The sequence below is a fragment of the Desulforhopalus sp. genome (assembly GCA_030247675.1).
GTDB lineage: Bacteria > Desulfobacterota > Desulfobulbia > Desulfobulbales > Desulfocapsaceae > Desulforhopalus_A.
Genome location: JAOTRX010000005.1, coordinates 131,382 through 146,734, shown reverse-complemented (window position 1 = coordinate 146,734; position 15,353 = coordinate 131,382). Strand labels below are relative to the sequence as shown.

General features: G+C 45.0%; 17 protein-coding genes. 10 read left to right on the top strand and 7 right to left on the bottom strand.

What is annotated here, in order from left to right:
- Positions 1–53 precede the first annotated feature (53 nt).
- The 4 genes from OEL83_12165 to OEL83_12150 all read right to left on the bottom strand — a co-directional run bounded on the left by OEL83_12165 (position 54) and on the right by OEL83_12150 (position 2,350).
- Positions 54–1,025: a YybS family protein gene (locus tag OEL83_12165; GenBank protein MDK9707794.1), complete on the bottom strand. Its 972-nt coding sequence runs from the start codon at positions 1,023–1,025 to the stop codon at positions 54–56.
- A gap of 28 nt (positions 1,026–1,053) precedes the next feature.
- Positions 1,054–1,299, bottom strand: coding sequence for a 30S ribosomal protein S18 (rpsR, locus tag OEL83_12160; GenBank protein MDK9707793.1), 246 nt, complete (start codon positions 1,297–1,299; stop codon positions 1,054–1,056).
- A gap of 40 nt (positions 1,300–1,339) precedes the next feature.
- Positions 1,340–1,765, bottom strand: coding sequence for a 30S ribosomal protein S6 (rpsF, locus tag OEL83_12155; GenBank protein ID MDK9707792.1), 426 nt, complete (start codon positions 1,763–1,765; stop codon positions 1,340–1,342).
- 201 nt (positions 1,766–1,966) lie between these two features.
- Positions 1,967–2,350, bottom strand: coding sequence for a nucleotide pyrophosphohydrolase (locus OEL83_12150; GenBank protein MDK9707791.1), 384 nt, complete (start codon positions 2,348–2,350; stop codon positions 1,967–1,969).
- A gap of 284 nt (positions 2,351–2,634) precedes the next feature.
- On the opposite strand from OEL83_12150, the gene OEL83_12145 reads away from it, so the two are divergent.
- The 9 genes from OEL83_12145 (at position 2,635) to ung (ending at position 10,392) form a co-directional block, all read left to right on the top strand.
- Positions 2,635–3,081, top strand: a complete 447-nt coding sequence (locus tag OEL83_12145) for an AP2 domain-containing protein (protein ID MDK9707790.1) — start codon at positions 2,635–2,637, stop codon at positions 3,079–3,081.
- A gap of 242 nt (positions 3,082–3,323) precedes the next feature.
- Positions 3,324–3,635 (top strand): 50S ribosomal protein L21, encoded by a 312-nt coding sequence (rplU, locus tag OEL83_12140; GenBank protein ID MDK9707789.1) that lies wholly within the window; start codon positions 3,324–3,326, stop codon positions 3,633–3,635.
- Between the two features lie 77 nt (positions 3,636–3,712).
- Positions 3,713–3,970, top strand: coding sequence for a 50S ribosomal protein L27 (gene rpmA / locus OEL83_12135; GenBank protein ID MDK9707788.1), 258 nt, complete (start codon positions 3,713–3,715; stop codon positions 3,968–3,970).
- A gap of 151 nt (positions 3,971–4,121) precedes the next feature.
- Positions 4,122–5,117: a GTPase ObgE gene (obgE, locus tag OEL83_12130; protein ID MDK9707787.1), complete on the top strand. Its 996-nt coding sequence runs from the start codon at positions 4,122–4,124 to the stop codon at positions 5,115–5,117.
- A 136-nt stretch (positions 5,118–5,253) separates the two neighbouring features.
- The gene (gene proB, locus OEL83_12125) at positions 5,254–6,411 is read left to right on the top strand and encodes a glutamate 5-kinase (protein MDK9707786.1); all 1,158 of its coding nucleotides are present in this window, start codon (positions 5,254–5,256) and stop codon (positions 6,409–6,411) included.
- Positions 6,412–6,451: 40 nt separating this feature from the next.
- Positions 6,452–7,708, top strand: coding sequence for a glutamate-5-semialdehyde dehydrogenase (locus tag OEL83_12120; GenBank protein ID MDK9707785.1), 1,257 nt, complete (start codon positions 6,452–6,454; stop codon positions 7,706–7,708).
- Entirely contained in the window at positions 7,705–8,370 is a 666-nt protein-coding gene (gene nadD / locus OEL83_12115; GenBank protein MDK9707784.1) for a nicotinate (nicotinamide) nucleotide adenylyltransferase, read from the top strand. The genes OEL83_12120 and nadD overlap by 4 nt, the downstream gene beginning before the upstream one ends.
- Positions 8,371–8,399: 29 nt before the next feature.
- Complete coding sequence (locus OEL83_12110) at positions 8,400–9,626, top strand: response regulator (protein MDK9707783.1); 1,227 nt, start codon at positions 8,400–8,402, stop codon at positions 9,624–9,626.
- 64 nt (positions 9,627–9,690) lie between these two features.
- Positions 9,691–10,392: a uracil-DNA glycosylase gene (ung, locus tag OEL83_12105; GenBank protein MDK9707782.1), complete on the top strand. Its 702-nt coding sequence runs from the start codon at positions 9,691–9,693 to the stop codon at positions 10,390–10,392.
- Between the two features lie 20 nt (positions 10,393–10,412).
- Here ung and OEL83_12100 read toward each other — a convergent pair whose 3' ends face one another.
- A complete protein-coding gene (locus OEL83_12100) occupies positions 10,413–12,017 on the bottom strand; it encodes an NAD(P)H-hydrate dehydratase (GenBank protein MDK9707781.1) in 1,605 nt (534 codons plus the stop codon).
- 4 nt (positions 12,018–12,021) lie between these two features.
- On the bottom strand, positions 12,022–13,506 hold the full coding sequence (gene lptF / locus OEL83_12095; GenBank protein ID MDK9707780.1) for an LPS export ABC transporter permease LptF: 1,485 nt from the start codon (positions 13,504–13,506) through the stop codon (positions 12,022–12,024).
- A gap of 156 nt (positions 13,507–13,662) precedes the next feature.
- On the opposite strand from lptF, the gene OEL83_12090 reads away from it, so the two are divergent.
- Positions 13,663–13,830: a hypothetical protein gene (locus OEL83_12090; GenBank protein MDK9707779.1), complete on the top strand. Its 168-nt coding sequence runs from the start codon at positions 13,663–13,665 to the stop codon at positions 13,828–13,830.
- Positions 13,831–13,974: 144 nt separating this feature from the next.
- Here OEL83_12090 and OEL83_12085 read toward each other — a convergent pair whose 3' ends face one another.
- Positions 13,975–15,345 carry a M23 family metallopeptidase gene (locus OEL83_12085; protein MDK9707778.1) on the bottom strand — a complete coding sequence of 457 codons (1,371 nt, stop codon included), beginning with the start codon at positions 15,343–15,345 and terminating at the stop codon, positions 13,975–13,977.
- Positions 15,346–15,353 lie beyond the last annotated feature (8 nt).

Below are 15,353 nucleotides of genomic sequence, written 5' to 3'. Positions count from 1 at the left end.
TAAGCAATGAAAGGCTACTGCAGCATTATCTTAGAGCTTATCATATAAATGATTTAATCTTTTCCAATTACTGCTTTTGTTTTCAACTTGCGAAAATCAACCCAGATGTCCGCCACGCCGAAAAGCAAAAGAATCAATGTGCCAAGCGACTGAAAAACGATCATAACATAAAAAAATGAACGTATAAACAGGGGCACTTGCCACTTGTTCATGAAAAACACAGTTACTGAGAATCCCTGAAAACAATAAACCACACACAATAATAGTATGCAGTTGATACCGATTTTCGGCAAAGGCTCAATGGGTGTTAGAATGCATGCTCCCATGCCAATAACCGTCCAAATAAGCTTTTCTGGCAATTGCCATTGACGAAAACTTGGCCACACCCTAACGTTGCCAGTTTTTTTCATCAAAAAATTGCCGAGAACCATCGTTATCCAGGTGACAATCAGCACCACTCCTCCCAATATTCCGGGAAGGATAATTGGGATAATCTGTTTCATCTGGTGAACAGTTGTCTCAACGACGATAAGGGCATCCGCTGAAAAATCGCTACTCTTTCGATAATGCTCCAAGGTTTCGGTGAGAGCTTGGTCAAGAGTGCGGAGCATCTGACCGTAAACGGAAATCTCAGCGCCGAAGGAAGCAAAGGCCACAACAAGAAGCCAACCGCCGACGAGCGCCGAACACCCCTTAAACCCACTCAACGCAGGTGAATCACCACGCGTTGCCGATCTATGCAAAACTATTCCCGGCGCAAGCATGGCACAGGAAAAAAGGAAAAGATCGAAACTCCCTAAAAATAGGTTGGCAATAAGAGAAATCACCAACGCTACAAGCACTATTTTTTTCCCGGCGTACCAACCGAAATTACCAAAAATGAGAAATCCCACTAGTGGCAAAAAAATGTACGACCAGCCGAACAGAAAAAATTGGATTCCTGGGAGAACTAAGGCTAAGGAAGTAAGCAGAACCGTTGTTAAAATTCTGCCGATTTTAGGCTGTTCAAAAGCCTGTGTCACCACAATCAATCCTCTCTGTCCGTTTCCATCCTTATCCTTGTGCAGAGCCTGAATATGGCAAGAAGGCGATCTGCCGAGCCTGTTTTATGGCTTCACACAACTGTCGTTGATGGGTGGCGCAGGTTCCAATGATTCTTCGAGGAATGATCTTACCTCTTTCAGATACAAAATTCCGTAGTGTTTTAACATCTTTATAGTCAATTTGCAGTTCTTTGTCGCCGCAAAATCTACAGGTTTTCTTCCGTGTAAAAAGCTTTTTCTGTGGTCTTTGTGCCATTTGTACTCTCCTGGGGATTATTATTAAGATTCAACTGACATTACTCTTCGTCAGTTTCCTCTTCGTGTTCTTCGATCAGTTGCTCAGAATCATGATCTTCGGAGTTCTCATCATCGATAACAGCAGTTGCTCTTTCTGATACTGCGGCAATTGCTTGCTGGATTTGTTCCTCGGTAATCGATGCGGACTTTTTGATGGTCATGTATTTTAATACCAGATCATCGATTCTAAACTTTCGTTCGATTTCAGCAACCGCTTCAGGAGTTCCGGCAAAGTCACAAAAAACATAATATCCCAGGCTTTCTTTTTTAATAAGATAAGCAAGTTTCTTCATACCCCATTTGTTCAATTCAATAATGCTGCCATGAGCATCAAGAATAATCTGGGTGGTACTGCCAACAACTCTGTTGATCTCTTCTTCTCCAGCACCTGGGCGAAGAATAAAGATCGTTTCATACCTGCGCATGTGGTTCCTCCTCATGGACTCACGTTGTTTACGAAGGCGCTAGCCTGCGTATGTTTCGGCTCTCACACAGTATGTGTTTAAAGATTTAGAGAGCGAGAAGGGTAAAAAGAAAATTCACAGCAAACCATTACCCATTTCAGTCTGCCGGACAATAAAAGCCTTTAAAAATACAGAAAACATCTTGTCGTGTCAAATGGTATTTCATTTTCTCTCACTTGCCTTGATTTCCTGCCATTGGACTGCAAGCTGTTCCTCGCTTTCGTAAGGTTTACCTGCAAAGACATGAGGGTGACGCCGAATAAGCTTCTCATTAATTGTCTGTATGACATCGGAAAAATCAAATACCCCCTTGTCCTTGTTAATTGCCGAAATCATTATGAGGACGTACAGGACGTCGCCAAGTTCTTCACAAATATTTTTATGATCATTGTTTTCGATTGCCGCGATGAGCTCGTCGCATTCCGATTGCAAGTATTGGATAAGGCTGGAGCATGTTTGTTTTTTGTCCCAAGGGCATCCCTGCGCACCTCTAAGGGTCCCGATAGTATTAAAAAGAGTTTGTAGTGCTGCATTGTTGTTTTTCATGGAATGATTAGTGTTAGGAATTGGAAAGTGTTATAATTCTCAGGACAAACGATGGAGGCGTTGAAAATTCAATATGTTTTTTTGATTTTTGGCTAAAAAACAGTTGACTTTGATCCCCTGACCAACTAAGTAGCTCTGCTGGAGTGTGTTGTCAGGTTTTACCGAAATGCCTGTACAGCATACCATGGTTTGGAGAAATGTTCAGTTTAAAGAGGCATCTTTAATATCAGGGCTTCAAGGCCCCGTTGTCCAATAGTGAAAAAATCATTTTTTGAGGTACTTTTATGGAAGACGACAAGAAACAAAAAATACTCCTTGAAAAACATAAAGATATAGCAAGGATTGATCAAGAGTCAAAAAGAACCCATGGCTGGTATGTTCGAGTCAGATTTCTCGGAAGAACCCACTCCAAGTTTTTCTCCGACAGAAAATGTGGTGGGCGCTACTCAAGCTTGCTCTCAGCGATCTCCTGGCGTGATAAGACTGAGAAGAAACTTGGGAAGATTCGGACCAATAAGCATATGGTTACCGTGAGCAATTCCAGTACAGGTGTTGTTGGAGTTCGGCTCAACGACAAACTCAATAGATACGAGGTGAGTTGGGTTACTCATCAGGGGAAACAAGGCAAAACTTCAGTTTCCATAGCCAAACATGGGAAAAAGGCTGCTTTTGCACGGGCCTGTGTCATCCGTGCAGAAAAGGAGAAATCGCGGCTGGAGTTTGCCGGTTAGCCTGTTGCTGCTATGATTATCTGACAATGCCTTGCACGAAGCGGCTCGGACATTGTCAGATACTGTTTCGTCGGTACTCTGTTGCGGGTCCCTCAAAAAAGCAATAAATCAGTCAATATTAGCATTTGAGTGATTTGAAATATGTTGACAAAAGCTATGCGAAATGGTTAAATGTCACGTTCTTGTAATGTTATTCAGGTATTAGGTAAAGATAGTGAAGATTTACTCAAAGAGGTTTACATATGTATGCGATTGTTCGTACCGGCGGGAAACAGTATCAGGTAGCGTGTGGTGATCAGCTTCGGGTAGAAAAACTTGAAGGTGATATTGGTGAGAGCGTTGACCTGAACGATGTTTTGATGATCGTTGACGGAGAAAATGTCAAAGTAGGTCAGCCGCTTATCGAAAACGCCAAGGTAACTGCCAAAATTGCTGAACAGGGCAGAGCCAAGAAGGTTATAGTTTTCAAGAAAAAGCGACGCCAAGGATACCGTTTAAAAAGAGGCCACAGGCAATCCTACACTGCCTTGACGATTGAAACGATATCCGCATAATGCATTAATGTATTATTTTCTAAGGATAAACAGAAGCAGCACAATACGAATGCTGTTGCAATGAAGGAGTAGTAGAGATGGCTCATAAGAAAGCAGGTGGCAGTTCACGCAATGGTCGTGACAGCGGGGGACAGAGGCGTGGCGTTAAACGGTTCGGCGGCCAGGTGGTAAAAGCGGGCAATATTTTGGTTCGTCAGCTTGGCACGAAGATTCATCCGGGGTCCAACGTTGGTTGTGGACGGGATTATACACTTTTCGCCAAGATTGATGGTGTTGTCACCTATGAAAATTTCGGGAAAGACAAAAAACGGGTCAGTGTTTATACTGCAGTCTGATTTGTTTTAACACATCCTATCCTGGAATCACTTCTTGAGTGGTTCTTTCGGGAGTATAACTCGACCTCAATTATATATTGATGGTCGAGTTTTTTTTTCTTCTGCGTACATGATTTGTTGATTAATGTATTGCAATAAAATGGGACAAAGCATGGCATTTATTGATGAAGCAAAGTTTTTTGTGAAGGCCGGAGATGGTGGCAACGGCTGCGTAAGCTTCCGAAGAGAAAAATTTGTCCCAAAAGGTGGCCCCAATGGCGGCGACGGCGGTAAGGGTGGCAGCGTCATCATACGAGCAAAAAAAGATTTGCGTTCCCTGATTGATTTCAAATTTCGTTCTCACTTTAAGGCAGAACGAGGTGAACACGGTCAGGGCAAGGACATGCATGGCCGAGGCGGTAAAGATTGTTTCATTGATGTTCCCATCGGATCAGTCATACGCAATGCCGAAACAAGTCAAATCATTGTGGATCTCGCCACAGATGGTACAACATTCGTCGTTGCCGCCGGAGGTGAAGGAGGGATGGGGAATCCTCATTTTGCAAGCGGCACTAATCGAACCCCGCGTATTGCAACTGAGGGTAAACCTGGAGAAGAGTTCTGGCTTAAAATCGAACTCAAGCTGCTTGCCGATGTTGGACTTGTAGGTCTCCCAAATGCCGGGAAATCTACTCTGCTCTCAAAGCTTTCAGCAGCTCACCCTAAAATTGCTGATTATCCTTTCACAACCCTTGAGCCACAGTTGGGGGTAATGCAGCACCGCTACTACGAACCGTGTATCATCGCTGATATTCCTGGTCTTGTTGCTGGGGCTCACGGAGGCACTGGACTTGGACATAAATTCTTACGTCATATTGAACGAACCAAGGTTCTTCTGCATGTATTGGACGCAGCCGATGAAAATTATGAGGAAAATTATCAGACAATTTCTAAAGAACTGGCACTCTACAAAGAGGATCTTGCTCATCGTGCCCAAATTCTGGTATTGAATAAAATTGACCTTTTAGATGAGAGCTCTCTGAATCAGCGGAAAAGTAGTTTTCTGAAAATTTGCCAGTATGTTGTGTGCGTGTCCGGTCTAGCCGACAGGGGCATTGATGATCTCAAAGAGAGTATTGCCGTGATTCTTGAGAAAAATAAGCGTTAATGGAAACAACCGATTCCGGGGCGAACATTTCATTGAAATAAGCAAAAAGGGGCATCATCGTTCAGCCGTTGACTTAGAAAAATTAAAACCATTTGGGTGGACACAAGAGGCCCTTTCTGAACCGATTGGGATACATATGGATAGCCAGGTTAATCTTGATGATACGGTAAGCGACCGACAAGCGCTTTTCAATAAAGCAAAACGGATTGTGATTAAGGTCGGAAGCGCCATTCTTGCCGGCAGAGAAGGCCTTAATCGAGAAGTAATCGGCAACCTTGTGCAGGATATTGTCGACCTGCATGATAGTGGTAGAGAGATTATTCTCGTTACCTCTGGTGCAGTTGCCGCCGGCAAGCGCAAGGTCAAATTCCGTGACGATCAGGAACTGACTATGCGCGACAAACAAGCACTTGCCGCAATAGGCCAGTCCCGGCTTATGCATGACTACGATGAAGAGTTCAGCAGGTATGGGAAAAATATAGCCCAGATTCTGCTTACGCATTCCGACCTTGCCGATCGCAAACGCTACCTGAATGTTCGTAACACGATTTTAACCCTGTTCAACTTCGGAGCCATCCCTGTCATCAATGAAAATGACACAGTTTCTACCGAAGAGTTGAAATTCAGTGATAATGACAACCTTGGGGCCTTGGTGGCGAATCTTATTGAGGCGGATATGTTTATCTGTCTCACTGATGTCGATGCCCTGTACGATCGCAATCCGCTAACCGACAGCAATGCCAAAGCCATCAATACTGTCCTTGAGGTTACCGAAGAGATTGAGGCGATGGCCGGAAACAGCAAAAGCGCCTTGGGAACTGGGGGAATGCGGAGCAAGATACATGCAGCCAAAATGGTATCGGTCGGTGGGGGGAGCTCTTTTATCGGGCCCGGCCGAAAAAAGGATATCCTCAAAAAACTCTTTTCCGGAGAAATGGTTGGGACGTTCTTTTTGCCGCGTACCGAGAAGATGCAGAGCCGCAAAAGATGGATCGCCTATGTCCTTAAGCCACAAGGGACCTTGGTGCTCGACGATGGTGCGTGCCTTGCAATTACCGTGAAGGGGAAAAGCCTTCTTCCTTCAGGAGTTGTAGATATCCAAGGACAGTTCGAACAGGGTGATTGTGTTCGTTGCGTCGACCGGGGAAATCAGCCAATTGCAGTAGGGCTCGTCAATTTTTGCTCCGCCGACCTTATTAAAATCAGAGGATTGCGATCCGACAAAATTGTTGATGTGCTTGGCTTTAAAGAAAGTGATGAGGTCTTGCACCGCGATAATCTGGTAATTTTATAGTTACCCCGGCTCCAAGCTTTTACTATACAGAAGGTACCCCATGATACTTGAAAAAACAATTATCGACGTGGCTCAACGCGCCAAGACGGCATCGGCATCGCTATTATCGGTGTCCACTCTAAAAAAGAATCGCGTTCTCGAAAAGGTCGCCGAATTACTCCTGCAAGAAAAGGTTGTTCTCCAGCGTGCGAACGACAAAGACCTCGAAATAGGGGTTGCAAAGGGTCTTTCCACGGCAATGCTGGAGAGATTGAAATTAACAGACAATGTTATACATTCGATGATCACTGCCTTACACGAACTTTGTGCTCTTGCAGATCCAGTAGGGAAAATCGAAGATTTTGCCAAACGGCCAAATGGCATGCAGGTCGGCAGGATGCGGGTACCTTTGGGCGTTATCGCTATGATCTATGAATCCAGGCCAAACGTTACTATTGATGCAGCTGCCCTGTGCTTAAAAACCGGCAATGCGGTTATCCTGCGGGGTGGTTCAGAGGCCATCAACTCAAACCTTGCCCTCGCCGATATCCTGAAAAAGGCACTTATTGCAGAAAACATCAATAGTGATGCTGTGCAAGTTATTCCGACAACCGACCGAAAAGCCATTGATATTCTTCTCGCCCAGGATGAACTCATTGATCTCGTCATACCTCGGGGAGGGGAGAGTCTTATCAGATTTGTCAGTCAAAATTCGCGAATACCTGTACTTAAACATTACAAAGGCGTTTGTCATATTTTTGTCGATAAGGATGCGGATATTGATAAGGCCATTCCTTTAGTCGTCAATTCGAAAACTCACCGACCAGGGGTTTGTAATGCCCTGGAAGGCCTCCTTATCCACCAGGATGTTGCGAAAGAGTACCTGCCTCGTTTAGTTGCTGCCCTAACTGAAAAGGGGGTGGAGTTACGCGGATGTCGAAAAAGCAAGGATATATCGTCAGTTATTATCGATGTCTCCGATAATGACTGGGGAACTGAGTTTCTCAACCTTACCCTTTGTGTGAAAGTGGTTCGCGATTTTGATGATGCCAAGTCCTATATTCAGCAATATGGTTCAAAGCACACTGAGGCTATTGTTACCGAAAATTATAGTACGGCCCAAAGATTTATTGCGGAGATAGATGCCTCAGCGGTAATGGTCAACGCTTCGACCCGGTTAAATGATGGGGGGCAACTCGGTTTGGGTGCAGAAATTGGAATTAGTACTACAAAATTACATGCATACGGTCCAATGGGCCTTGAGGAGCTCACCACTCGAAAATTTGTTGTATATGGCCAGGGCCAGGTTAGAGAGTGAGCAGAAAAAGAATTGGACTGCTCGGCGGCACCTTTAATCCCGTGCATTTCGGTCACCTCCACCTGGCTGAGGCGGCCATGAGGGAGTGCAATTTAGATCAAGTTGTTTTTATTCCATCGGCTTTGCCTCCTCACAAAGATGAAACATCCATAGCATCCTTTGCCGACCGCGTCGCCATGCTCCAGAAAGCTGGGGCAAATGAAAATCGCTTTACCTGCACGACCATTGAGGGACAGTTGCCGACCCCTTCATACACGATTGACACCCTTCGTGCCCTTGAAGGGACCTTTCCAAAAGATGCTCTAATTTTTTTCATAATCGGCATTGATGCTTTTCTTGATTTATTAACATGGAAATCTTACGAGGAAATTCTTCGGCGGGTGGCACTTGTTGTTGCTCAACGCAAAGGTTATTCTATTGAGGAACTATATACCTTTCTTATGATGCTCAATTATGTCGACCAAGGGCATTGCTGGCAGGGGAGAAATGGTAAGAATACAGTATACTTGCTTAACGCTTTACCCGGAGACTACAGCTCTACTGCTATCAGGGGGAAATTACAAAAAGGCGTCTTTTCAGATCAAGATGTTCCTGGAGAAGTGATAGAATACATCAAACAGCACAATCTATATCAGCCGGAACGCATTACAATTCCTTTATGAATTCGAGAAAATGGCGAGGGGATTCCAATATGGACCATGCGCAAGACAGTTCTGCTCCTCAGAAATTATCAATCCTGATAGTTGATGATTCGCTGGTATTTCGAAGATTTCTTCGAGATATATTTGAGGACTGCAGTGATTTTCTCATTATCGGAGAGGCGCAAAACGGTATTGAAGCCCTTGATATGGTGTTGAAAACCAATCCTTCGGTAATCCTCCTCGATCTTGAGATGCCTCTCATGGATGGAATGACCGCTTTACAACATTTAATGATTCATCGGCCCACTCCGACAATCATGTTTTCGAGCCTAACCGAAGAGGGCACGGCTCGTTCATATGATACTTTAAAAAACGGTGCGCTTGATTTCATCTGTAAGGATTTTATCTTTCAGAAAAGCAGCATACCGATTCAAAAAAAACTTCTCATTGATAAGGTACGAAAGGCCGCCACCTATAAAGTCAAGGCGCGGGAGCCAATTTTTTCTCCCTCTTCTCTGCAGGCCGGAATAAGTGAAGAGATCAGTAGAGTAGTGTTTTGTGAAGACTGTGGACATCGTGAAACGGTCATCTATAAAAAATCCGAGCCGTTACGCAGTATAAACTGTTCACAATGCGGTGACAGCATTGAGTTTGGTTTCACTGATAGCTCGCATTTCCGGAGAAACACCTTTATCACTGTACTTGGCGGTGGAGAGGGGAGCTTTTACAATCTTTTGGAAATTATTCCTCGCCTTGACCCGGAGATGGGTGGGGCCTTGATCGCCGTAGTGCATCAAGAGGCCGAACACCTGAATAGTTTTACAGAGTATCTTGATGCCAACTCGGAAATGAAAGTGATCAGGGCCCGGGAAGGAATAAACATCGAAGCGGGAAACTGTTATATCGCTTCCGGCCATGATTTTATGCATTTGAAACCCTACAGTGCTCAATTATCCTTACAGCGATTACAGAAATCTGCTCTCAATTGTGGCCCCCTCGACATTCTTCTCGCTTCTGTAAGTACCTTGTACAAAAAGAAGGTTTGCGGTGTTATTCTGTCGGGGAACGAGGACGATGGCGACAAGGGTATGGCCATCTTGATGAAAAATGGTGGCACACCGCTTGTTCTTGACGGGAGCGAGTGTTATTGCAAGAGCATGGGGCAATATGTGTTGAGCAAATCCAAAATAGCAAAAACTCACAATACCGAAGATATTTTGGCAACGATCAAATTGTTGCATAACAAGGCCAAGAATGGTTCGGTCATCGGCATTTAATACCATACAAGACCAATGCATGGCGTATTAATATTTAGCAGATACTCTGTGCCGGAGCAGTAAAATGGCGGATATGGAACATCAAATGCGGTCTGAATCGATGCTTTGGGAGGACAATGTTCCCTTGATGCAACAAGGTCTGCACAAAAAGCTCGTCAAGCTGGCTTACGAAGATCACAAGCGTCCAACCAAGGTGTATCCCGAGAGGGAGGACGTATTTTCAGCGATGCGGCAAACCAGTCTTGCGGCAACCCGGGTAGTTATCATCGGCCAGGACCCCTATTTTAACGAACACCCAGGAGTTGGACCGGAAGCTCATGGTTTGTGCTTTTCAGTCAAATCGGGTGTTCCCGTACCTCCATCTCTTCGCAATATTCTAAAAGAAATTAACGATAGCATTTATGAGGGACGATCGGTCAGTGTTGAGAGTGATTTGTCTCGGTGGGCTGCGCAAGGAGTTTTGCTGCTCAACGCTAGTCTGACGGTCATAGCCGGACAACCGAATTCCCATGTTGGTCTTGGCTGGCATCAGTTAACGGACGATATCATTGCCACCATATCCGGGAAAAAAGACCACGTTGTTTTTATGTTGTGGGGGGCTTTTGCACAGAAGAAGGCCACACTGATCGACCGCAGCAGACACCTTGTCCTGACCACCAGTCATCCCTCGCCTTTATCAGCGCACAAGGGTTTCTTGGGGTCTGGGGTCTTTGTCAAGTGCAACGCATATCTCATTGAGCATGGCTTTCAGCCTATCAAATGGTAGTCGCTTGCCGTTGTTTGGATTTACCTGTCGAGTAAATGCTTCTTCGCCGCACAGGGGATCATATCGGCTACCTCGGAGGCAGAAAAACCAACTCCACGTTCTTCATACAGGAGATCGGCAGCTGAGCCATGGAGGAACACTCCGGCTACCGCGGCGTTCATCGGTGAAAAGCCCTGACAAATGAGCGCTCCAATTACTCCCGTTAACACGTCTCCCATGCCGCCTGTAGCCATCCCAGGGTTACCCGTGGTATTGATAAAGGTTGCACCCTCACCATTGGCTATAATAGTTCCGGCACCCTTCAGCACTAAGATAGTCTCGTGCAAATCGTTACGAAAGAGACTACTGCCAAGTAAGGCGGCATCAATTCTGTTGTCCTGGATATCAGCAACTTCTTTCTCCAGCAATCTGGCGAGTTCTCCGGGATGGGGAGTGAAAATTCTTGGTCCGCCGGGAGAATGCAGGTTGTTACGGTATTCAGCGATAATGTTCAGGGCATCGGCATCGAAAATCACAGGACATTTGATTTCTGCATAGACCCGCATCACCAATTCGGCGGTGAGTCGACCTGTTCCAATTCCAGGGCCAATCACTACCACTTGTTTGCCGGCGGCAGCACGAGAAATAGTATCCCAATCTTCAACAGATAGGGTGTCGGAACTGCCAGGAAGAGGGATGGTCATCGCCTCGACCAGGCATGTCTCATAAATGGGGTTAAGACTACTGGGAACACAGAGAGAAACCAAGCCTGCGCCAGTTCGCAACGCCCCTTTGGCAGACAAAATTGCAGCTCCGGTTTTTCCCGGTGAGCCAGCGAGAATAAGCAGGTGACCGTGGGTCCCCTTGTGTGAGGCTTTTTGCCGCCGCAAGGATCGCGATAATTGTCGGTAGGTGTCTATTGTTGCTAGTTCTGTTGCAATTTCTGCACGATCAATTGCCTCATTTGGTATACCAATGTCGATAATGGTTAACTTGCCTGTCCATTCAGAACTGCCGTGGGTGAAATGGCCGGGCTTAGCGCAGCAATAAGTTGCGGTATAGTCGGCACGGATACAGGTGCCAAGAACCTTGCCGGTATCGGAATCAATTCCTGAAGGTGTGTCAACTGACACTCTTGGAGCTTTTTGCGCGAATCCTGGTTTATTTATAAGGTTAATGGTATCCGCGAAATGATCGGTAACATCGCGATCCAAACCAATACCAAAAATGGCATCTATAACGACATAGCAGGGCAGTCCTCGGGTTTCAAACTGCTGTAAGAGAACGGGAATAGTCTCAACTCTTTTTTTATTGTCAGCGATATGGAACGGTAATCTGAGTTTCTTTATAATTGCCAGATTGATTGCCGCATCCTTTTTGAGTGTGTCTGGATTGACAAGAAAGAAGAATACCGGCTGACACCCACGCTGGTGCAAATGCCTGCCAATAACCAGACCGTCTCCGCCATTATTACCTGGACCCACAAAGATCAAAGCAAAGGTGTTTGCGCAAGGCCCGAGTTCTCGTTCGATCATGGCAACCGTTCCAACTCCGGCATTTTCCATTAACACAATACTCGGAATGTTGAAATCGTCGGTTGCCGCACGGTCAAGTTTTTGCATTTCAAGCGCAGTGGGCAATTTCATGGTGTTACTCCTTTTCGTCAGTCAGGTTCGACGGTTGGTTTTCCGATGCACTCTCCTCCGGGTGGTCTTCTATGATATCTTTGCAAAATCTGCACGGTTCAAAACCGGCATCGATCGCAATCTCAACATTTTTGAAAGTTAGGGTGCAATTTTTACAGTTATAAAATTCACACACTGGCAGATGAAAAACCCGGCTTTTAGCGTTACCTTTAATGACATTTTCATCAATCACCAAATCAGCTCCGATATCTGAATTGACGATACTATCGCCGGTCATTTTCTTCCGCCGGCTTAGCAGCGATTTCCAGAAAGCGGTGATTGGTGTGGTAATTTTGTCCCAAAATTTTTTAATAAATTGTGACAGCTTGTCAGGAATGAGAGGTTTCTCACCTGCGATTCTGACTATCCAAAAGATTGCGAGAACTAGGAAGATGGTGTTCGGCGCCCACATCGCTAGGGGTACTGGCAGGGCACCTTCTTCGGCCAGGGTTTTACCGACGGTAAAGAAAATGTAGTAAAGAACAAAGATAGCAAGGCCTAGCTGAATGCCTATGGCCTTCCTTCCAGGACGGGCTTGTAACCCCAAGGGAAGTCCGATAAGACTTATAATCAGACAGCCGACTGGGAGAACGAGTCTTTTGTGGTATTCGATCAAGTATTTTCGGTGGTTTTCAGCGACCACTGCTATCCGTGCTTCTTCCTGCAATTCCTTCATGGATAAAGCAGTTTTTTTCAAGGTCGTTGCTTTTCCGGTTGGTGGCTTGAGGGGAATATTTATTTGATATTGTTCAAACTCTACAATTTGGGCGCTTTCGTTGCTAGGGCGATGAAGACTTCCATTACGCAGCATGATAGACACCATCATGCTGGAGATATTGCTAACCATAGATCCGGTGGAGGCCATAGTGATGACGGGATTTGTTACCCCACGGGTATCGGAAACCCAGACATTTTGCCATTCTCCGGTTTCTTTGTCGATTTTATCTATATATACGACTACTTCACCAAGTGCTTCGGTGAACACATGCTCTTTGACACCTTCGTTAATTTTTTCTTTGAGAAGTTGGTACGTCAATTGTTTCATTGATACTTCACTTAATGGAATAAGCTTAATTGAAAAATAGCTTGTCAATAAGGCGATCAATGATGCGACGATGATAACCGGTGGGAGTATTTGGTAGATACTTATACCGCTGGCTTTGAAAGCAAGTATCTCTGAATCACTCGATAATCTTGCAAAGCCAATGGTCACTCCCATCATGGCGGCCATTGGCAGGGAATACAGAAAAATATTGGGAAAGAGGTAGGAAAAGAGGCGAACAAAATCGGCAAAACCGATATTAAGATCAAGAACAAAATTAAGAAAAGGGATAAGCTTGACCAGAAAAAATACACAGTTCATAATTATGAAACTTGCAAAAAACGGTGCAAGCATTTCCGTTGCAAGGTAACTGTAGAGAAGCTGTGGTGTCTTAGAGTATATCTTCATTACACGTAGCGGGCTAGTGGAACATCACAAAAATAAATCGGGCAGAAGTGGTTCTTTTCAAGTACATGGTTTGGGCACAACCGAGCCATGTTTCTAATTTAAGCTCACAACAGATGGACCGAAAAATATTATATGTCAAATTTATAGAGGTTAACCATGCATTTGTTTGAAACAGCAGAGGGCGATAAATGGGTTTGCATCACTTGCGGCGTCGAAGAAGAGGACGCGATCAAGGAAAAAGGGTGGCAATGGATCTTTGACCGTCATGACCAAACCCTCCGCTGTTCCCTTTGTGGGCATTCAGATTATGATTTCGAGGACTAAAGCGATATTTTTTGCTTGATAGCCTGTTGTTCTTGCCTATCCCGGCACACCCCTCAAGCGCCATCAAACTAAAACTTGATGGCGCGATTGTTCATTATGTCCACACAGTTTTACAAGAAATTCTCTTGATACGATACGTAATTATTAAAATTTAGAATGGCTGAGCGGGGCTTCAATAGTTACCTCAATCCAATGCTCGTCCCACCACTCCCTCGGTGTAACAAAAATACCATTCACGAGCATAGAAAAATGCAAGTGATCCCCCCCAGCCATTCCCGTCGTTCCCGTTAAGCCAATGGCAGTCTTTTTATCAACCTCATCACCTGGAGCAACATTCATTTGACTGAGATGTGAATAGAGACTGAAAATCCCCTGTCCATGATCAATAAGGATCATATTGCCATAAATACCAAGATAATCAGCGAAAACAATTTTTCCTTTATTGGCTGCACGAACCTCCGCTCGATTGGTTGAAGCGATATCGACACCAAGATGCACCTGGTTGTCAACGATCTTGCCGTTATACATGTAACTTCTGTGATCGGCAAAACCAGCCCGAGGACTGCCAGGCATTCGGCCAAAATTGCCTTTCCAAAGTCGCATTGGCAGAGGATTCCGACAGAGTTCACTGATTTTCTTATTATTTTGATCTCTGACTGTGCTGTTGGTATAGAGGTACTGGTCTATAAACTCTCCCTGCATTTCGGGATAATATTGCTGAAATTCCGGTATTTTGCTGCCAAGAAAATTTTCGCTGATAGTGATGGTATCGGTCTTTTGCGAAACAGCTTTGAATACAGTAGTAAATGGCGTAGTAGTCTCGTTTCCTGCTTGATCGGTGGCAGAGACAGTCAGATTTTCAATTCGCTGCGCATCATACGGAAGGGCAAAATAGCTGATGTAAGTATCGTCTCTTCCGTCACCGACTGGAAAACCTGGGTGAAACCGACCGTTTATAGTAACACCGCTTGCACTTTTATTGTCTGATAAACGATAAATGGCGATTCCAGCTCCGCCTGGAGATATATATTTTTCGCTTTGAAGGATTTGCAGTTGTGGCGGGACTGTATCCACTGTCACATCTTTGCTGATAATTGTCTTGTTTCCCTGCAGCCATCGCATGGAGTAATCGACTGCCTCAAATCGTATATTCATTGGGCCATCGATAAAGCCCTCTTTCTTGGTGTCGAAGGTTAAATTTTCTGTTGCCTCTGTAGGTCCGATTTTACCGGTGTATGAAGTTCTCGGGAACGTTACTGAATGCAAAACCTTCTTCACATCGCCCTGTGATCCCCAAACGGTAATGCTCCGTAAACCACTTTGCGCATCGGTTACCGAATAACGAGTAACCCCTTTTTTGCCAATATGATCCCCCGGTTGATCGAGCTTCACAACGGGAGGTTCACCCTCGAAAAAGAGAATGAAAAGAACTATTCCGGTAACGCCTAGAACAAGTCCAAGAATAATAAAAATTGTTGTGTGACTAGCAATATATCTATTGGTGCTTAATGCCATCTTCTAAG

Excerpts from the sequence above, each read along its gene's own strand:
- rpsF (MDK9707792.1), bottom strand. The coding sequence starts at position 1,765 with ATGCGCAGGTATGAAACGATCTTTATTCTTCGCCCAGGTGCTGGAGAA.
- OEL83_12085 (MDK9707778.1), bottom strand. The coding sequence starts at position 15,345 with ATGGCATTAAGCACCAATAGATATATTGCTAGTCACACAACAATTTTT.
- OEL83_12120 (MDK9707785.1), top strand. The coding sequence starts at position 6,452 with ATGATACTTGAAAAAACAATTATCGACGTGGCTCAACGCGCCAAGACG.
- OEL83_12110 (MDK9707783.1), top strand. The coding sequence starts at position 8,400 with ATGGACCATGCGCAAGACAGTTCTGCTCCTCAGAAATTATCAATCCTG.
- rplU (MDK9707789.1), top strand. The coding sequence starts at position 3,324 with ATGTATGCGATTGTTCGTACCGGCGGGAAACAGTATCAGGTAGCGTGT.
- proB (MDK9707786.1), top strand. The coding sequence starts at position 5,254 with ATGGATAGCCAGGTTAATCTTGATGATACGGTAAGCGACCGACAAGCG.
- obgE (MDK9707787.1), top strand. The coding sequence starts at position 4,122 with ATGGCATTTATTGATGAAGCAAAGTTTTTTGTGAAGGCCGGAGATGGT.
- OEL83_12100 (MDK9707781.1), bottom strand. The coding sequence starts at position 12,017 with ATGAAATTGCCCACTGCGCTTGAAATGCAAAAACTTGACCGTGCGGCA.
- lptF (MDK9707780.1), bottom strand. The coding sequence starts at position 13,506 with ATGAAGATATACTCTAAGACACCACAGCTTCTCTACAGTTACCTTGCA.
- rpmA (MDK9707788.1), top strand. The coding sequence starts at position 3,713 with ATGGCTCATAAGAAAGCAGGTGGCAGTTCACGCAATGGTCGTGACAGC.
- ung (MDK9707782.1), top strand. The coding sequence starts at position 9,691 with ATGGCGGATATGGAACATCAAATGCGGTCTGAATCGATGCTTTGGGAG.
- rpsR (MDK9707793.1), bottom strand. The coding sequence starts at position 1,299 with ATGGCACAAAGACCACAGAAAAAGCTTTTTACACGGAAGAAAACCTGT.
- OEL83_12145 (MDK9707790.1), top strand. The coding sequence starts at position 2,635 with ATGGAAGACGACAAGAAACAAAAAATACTCCTTGAAAAACATAAAGAT.
- OEL83_12090 (MDK9707779.1), top strand. The coding sequence starts at position 13,663 with ATGCATTTGTTTGAAACAGCAGAGGGCGATAAATGGGTTTGCATCACT.
- OEL83_12150 (MDK9707791.1), bottom strand. The coding sequence starts at position 2,350 with ATGAAAAACAACAATGCAGCACTACAAACTCTTTTTAATACTATCGGG.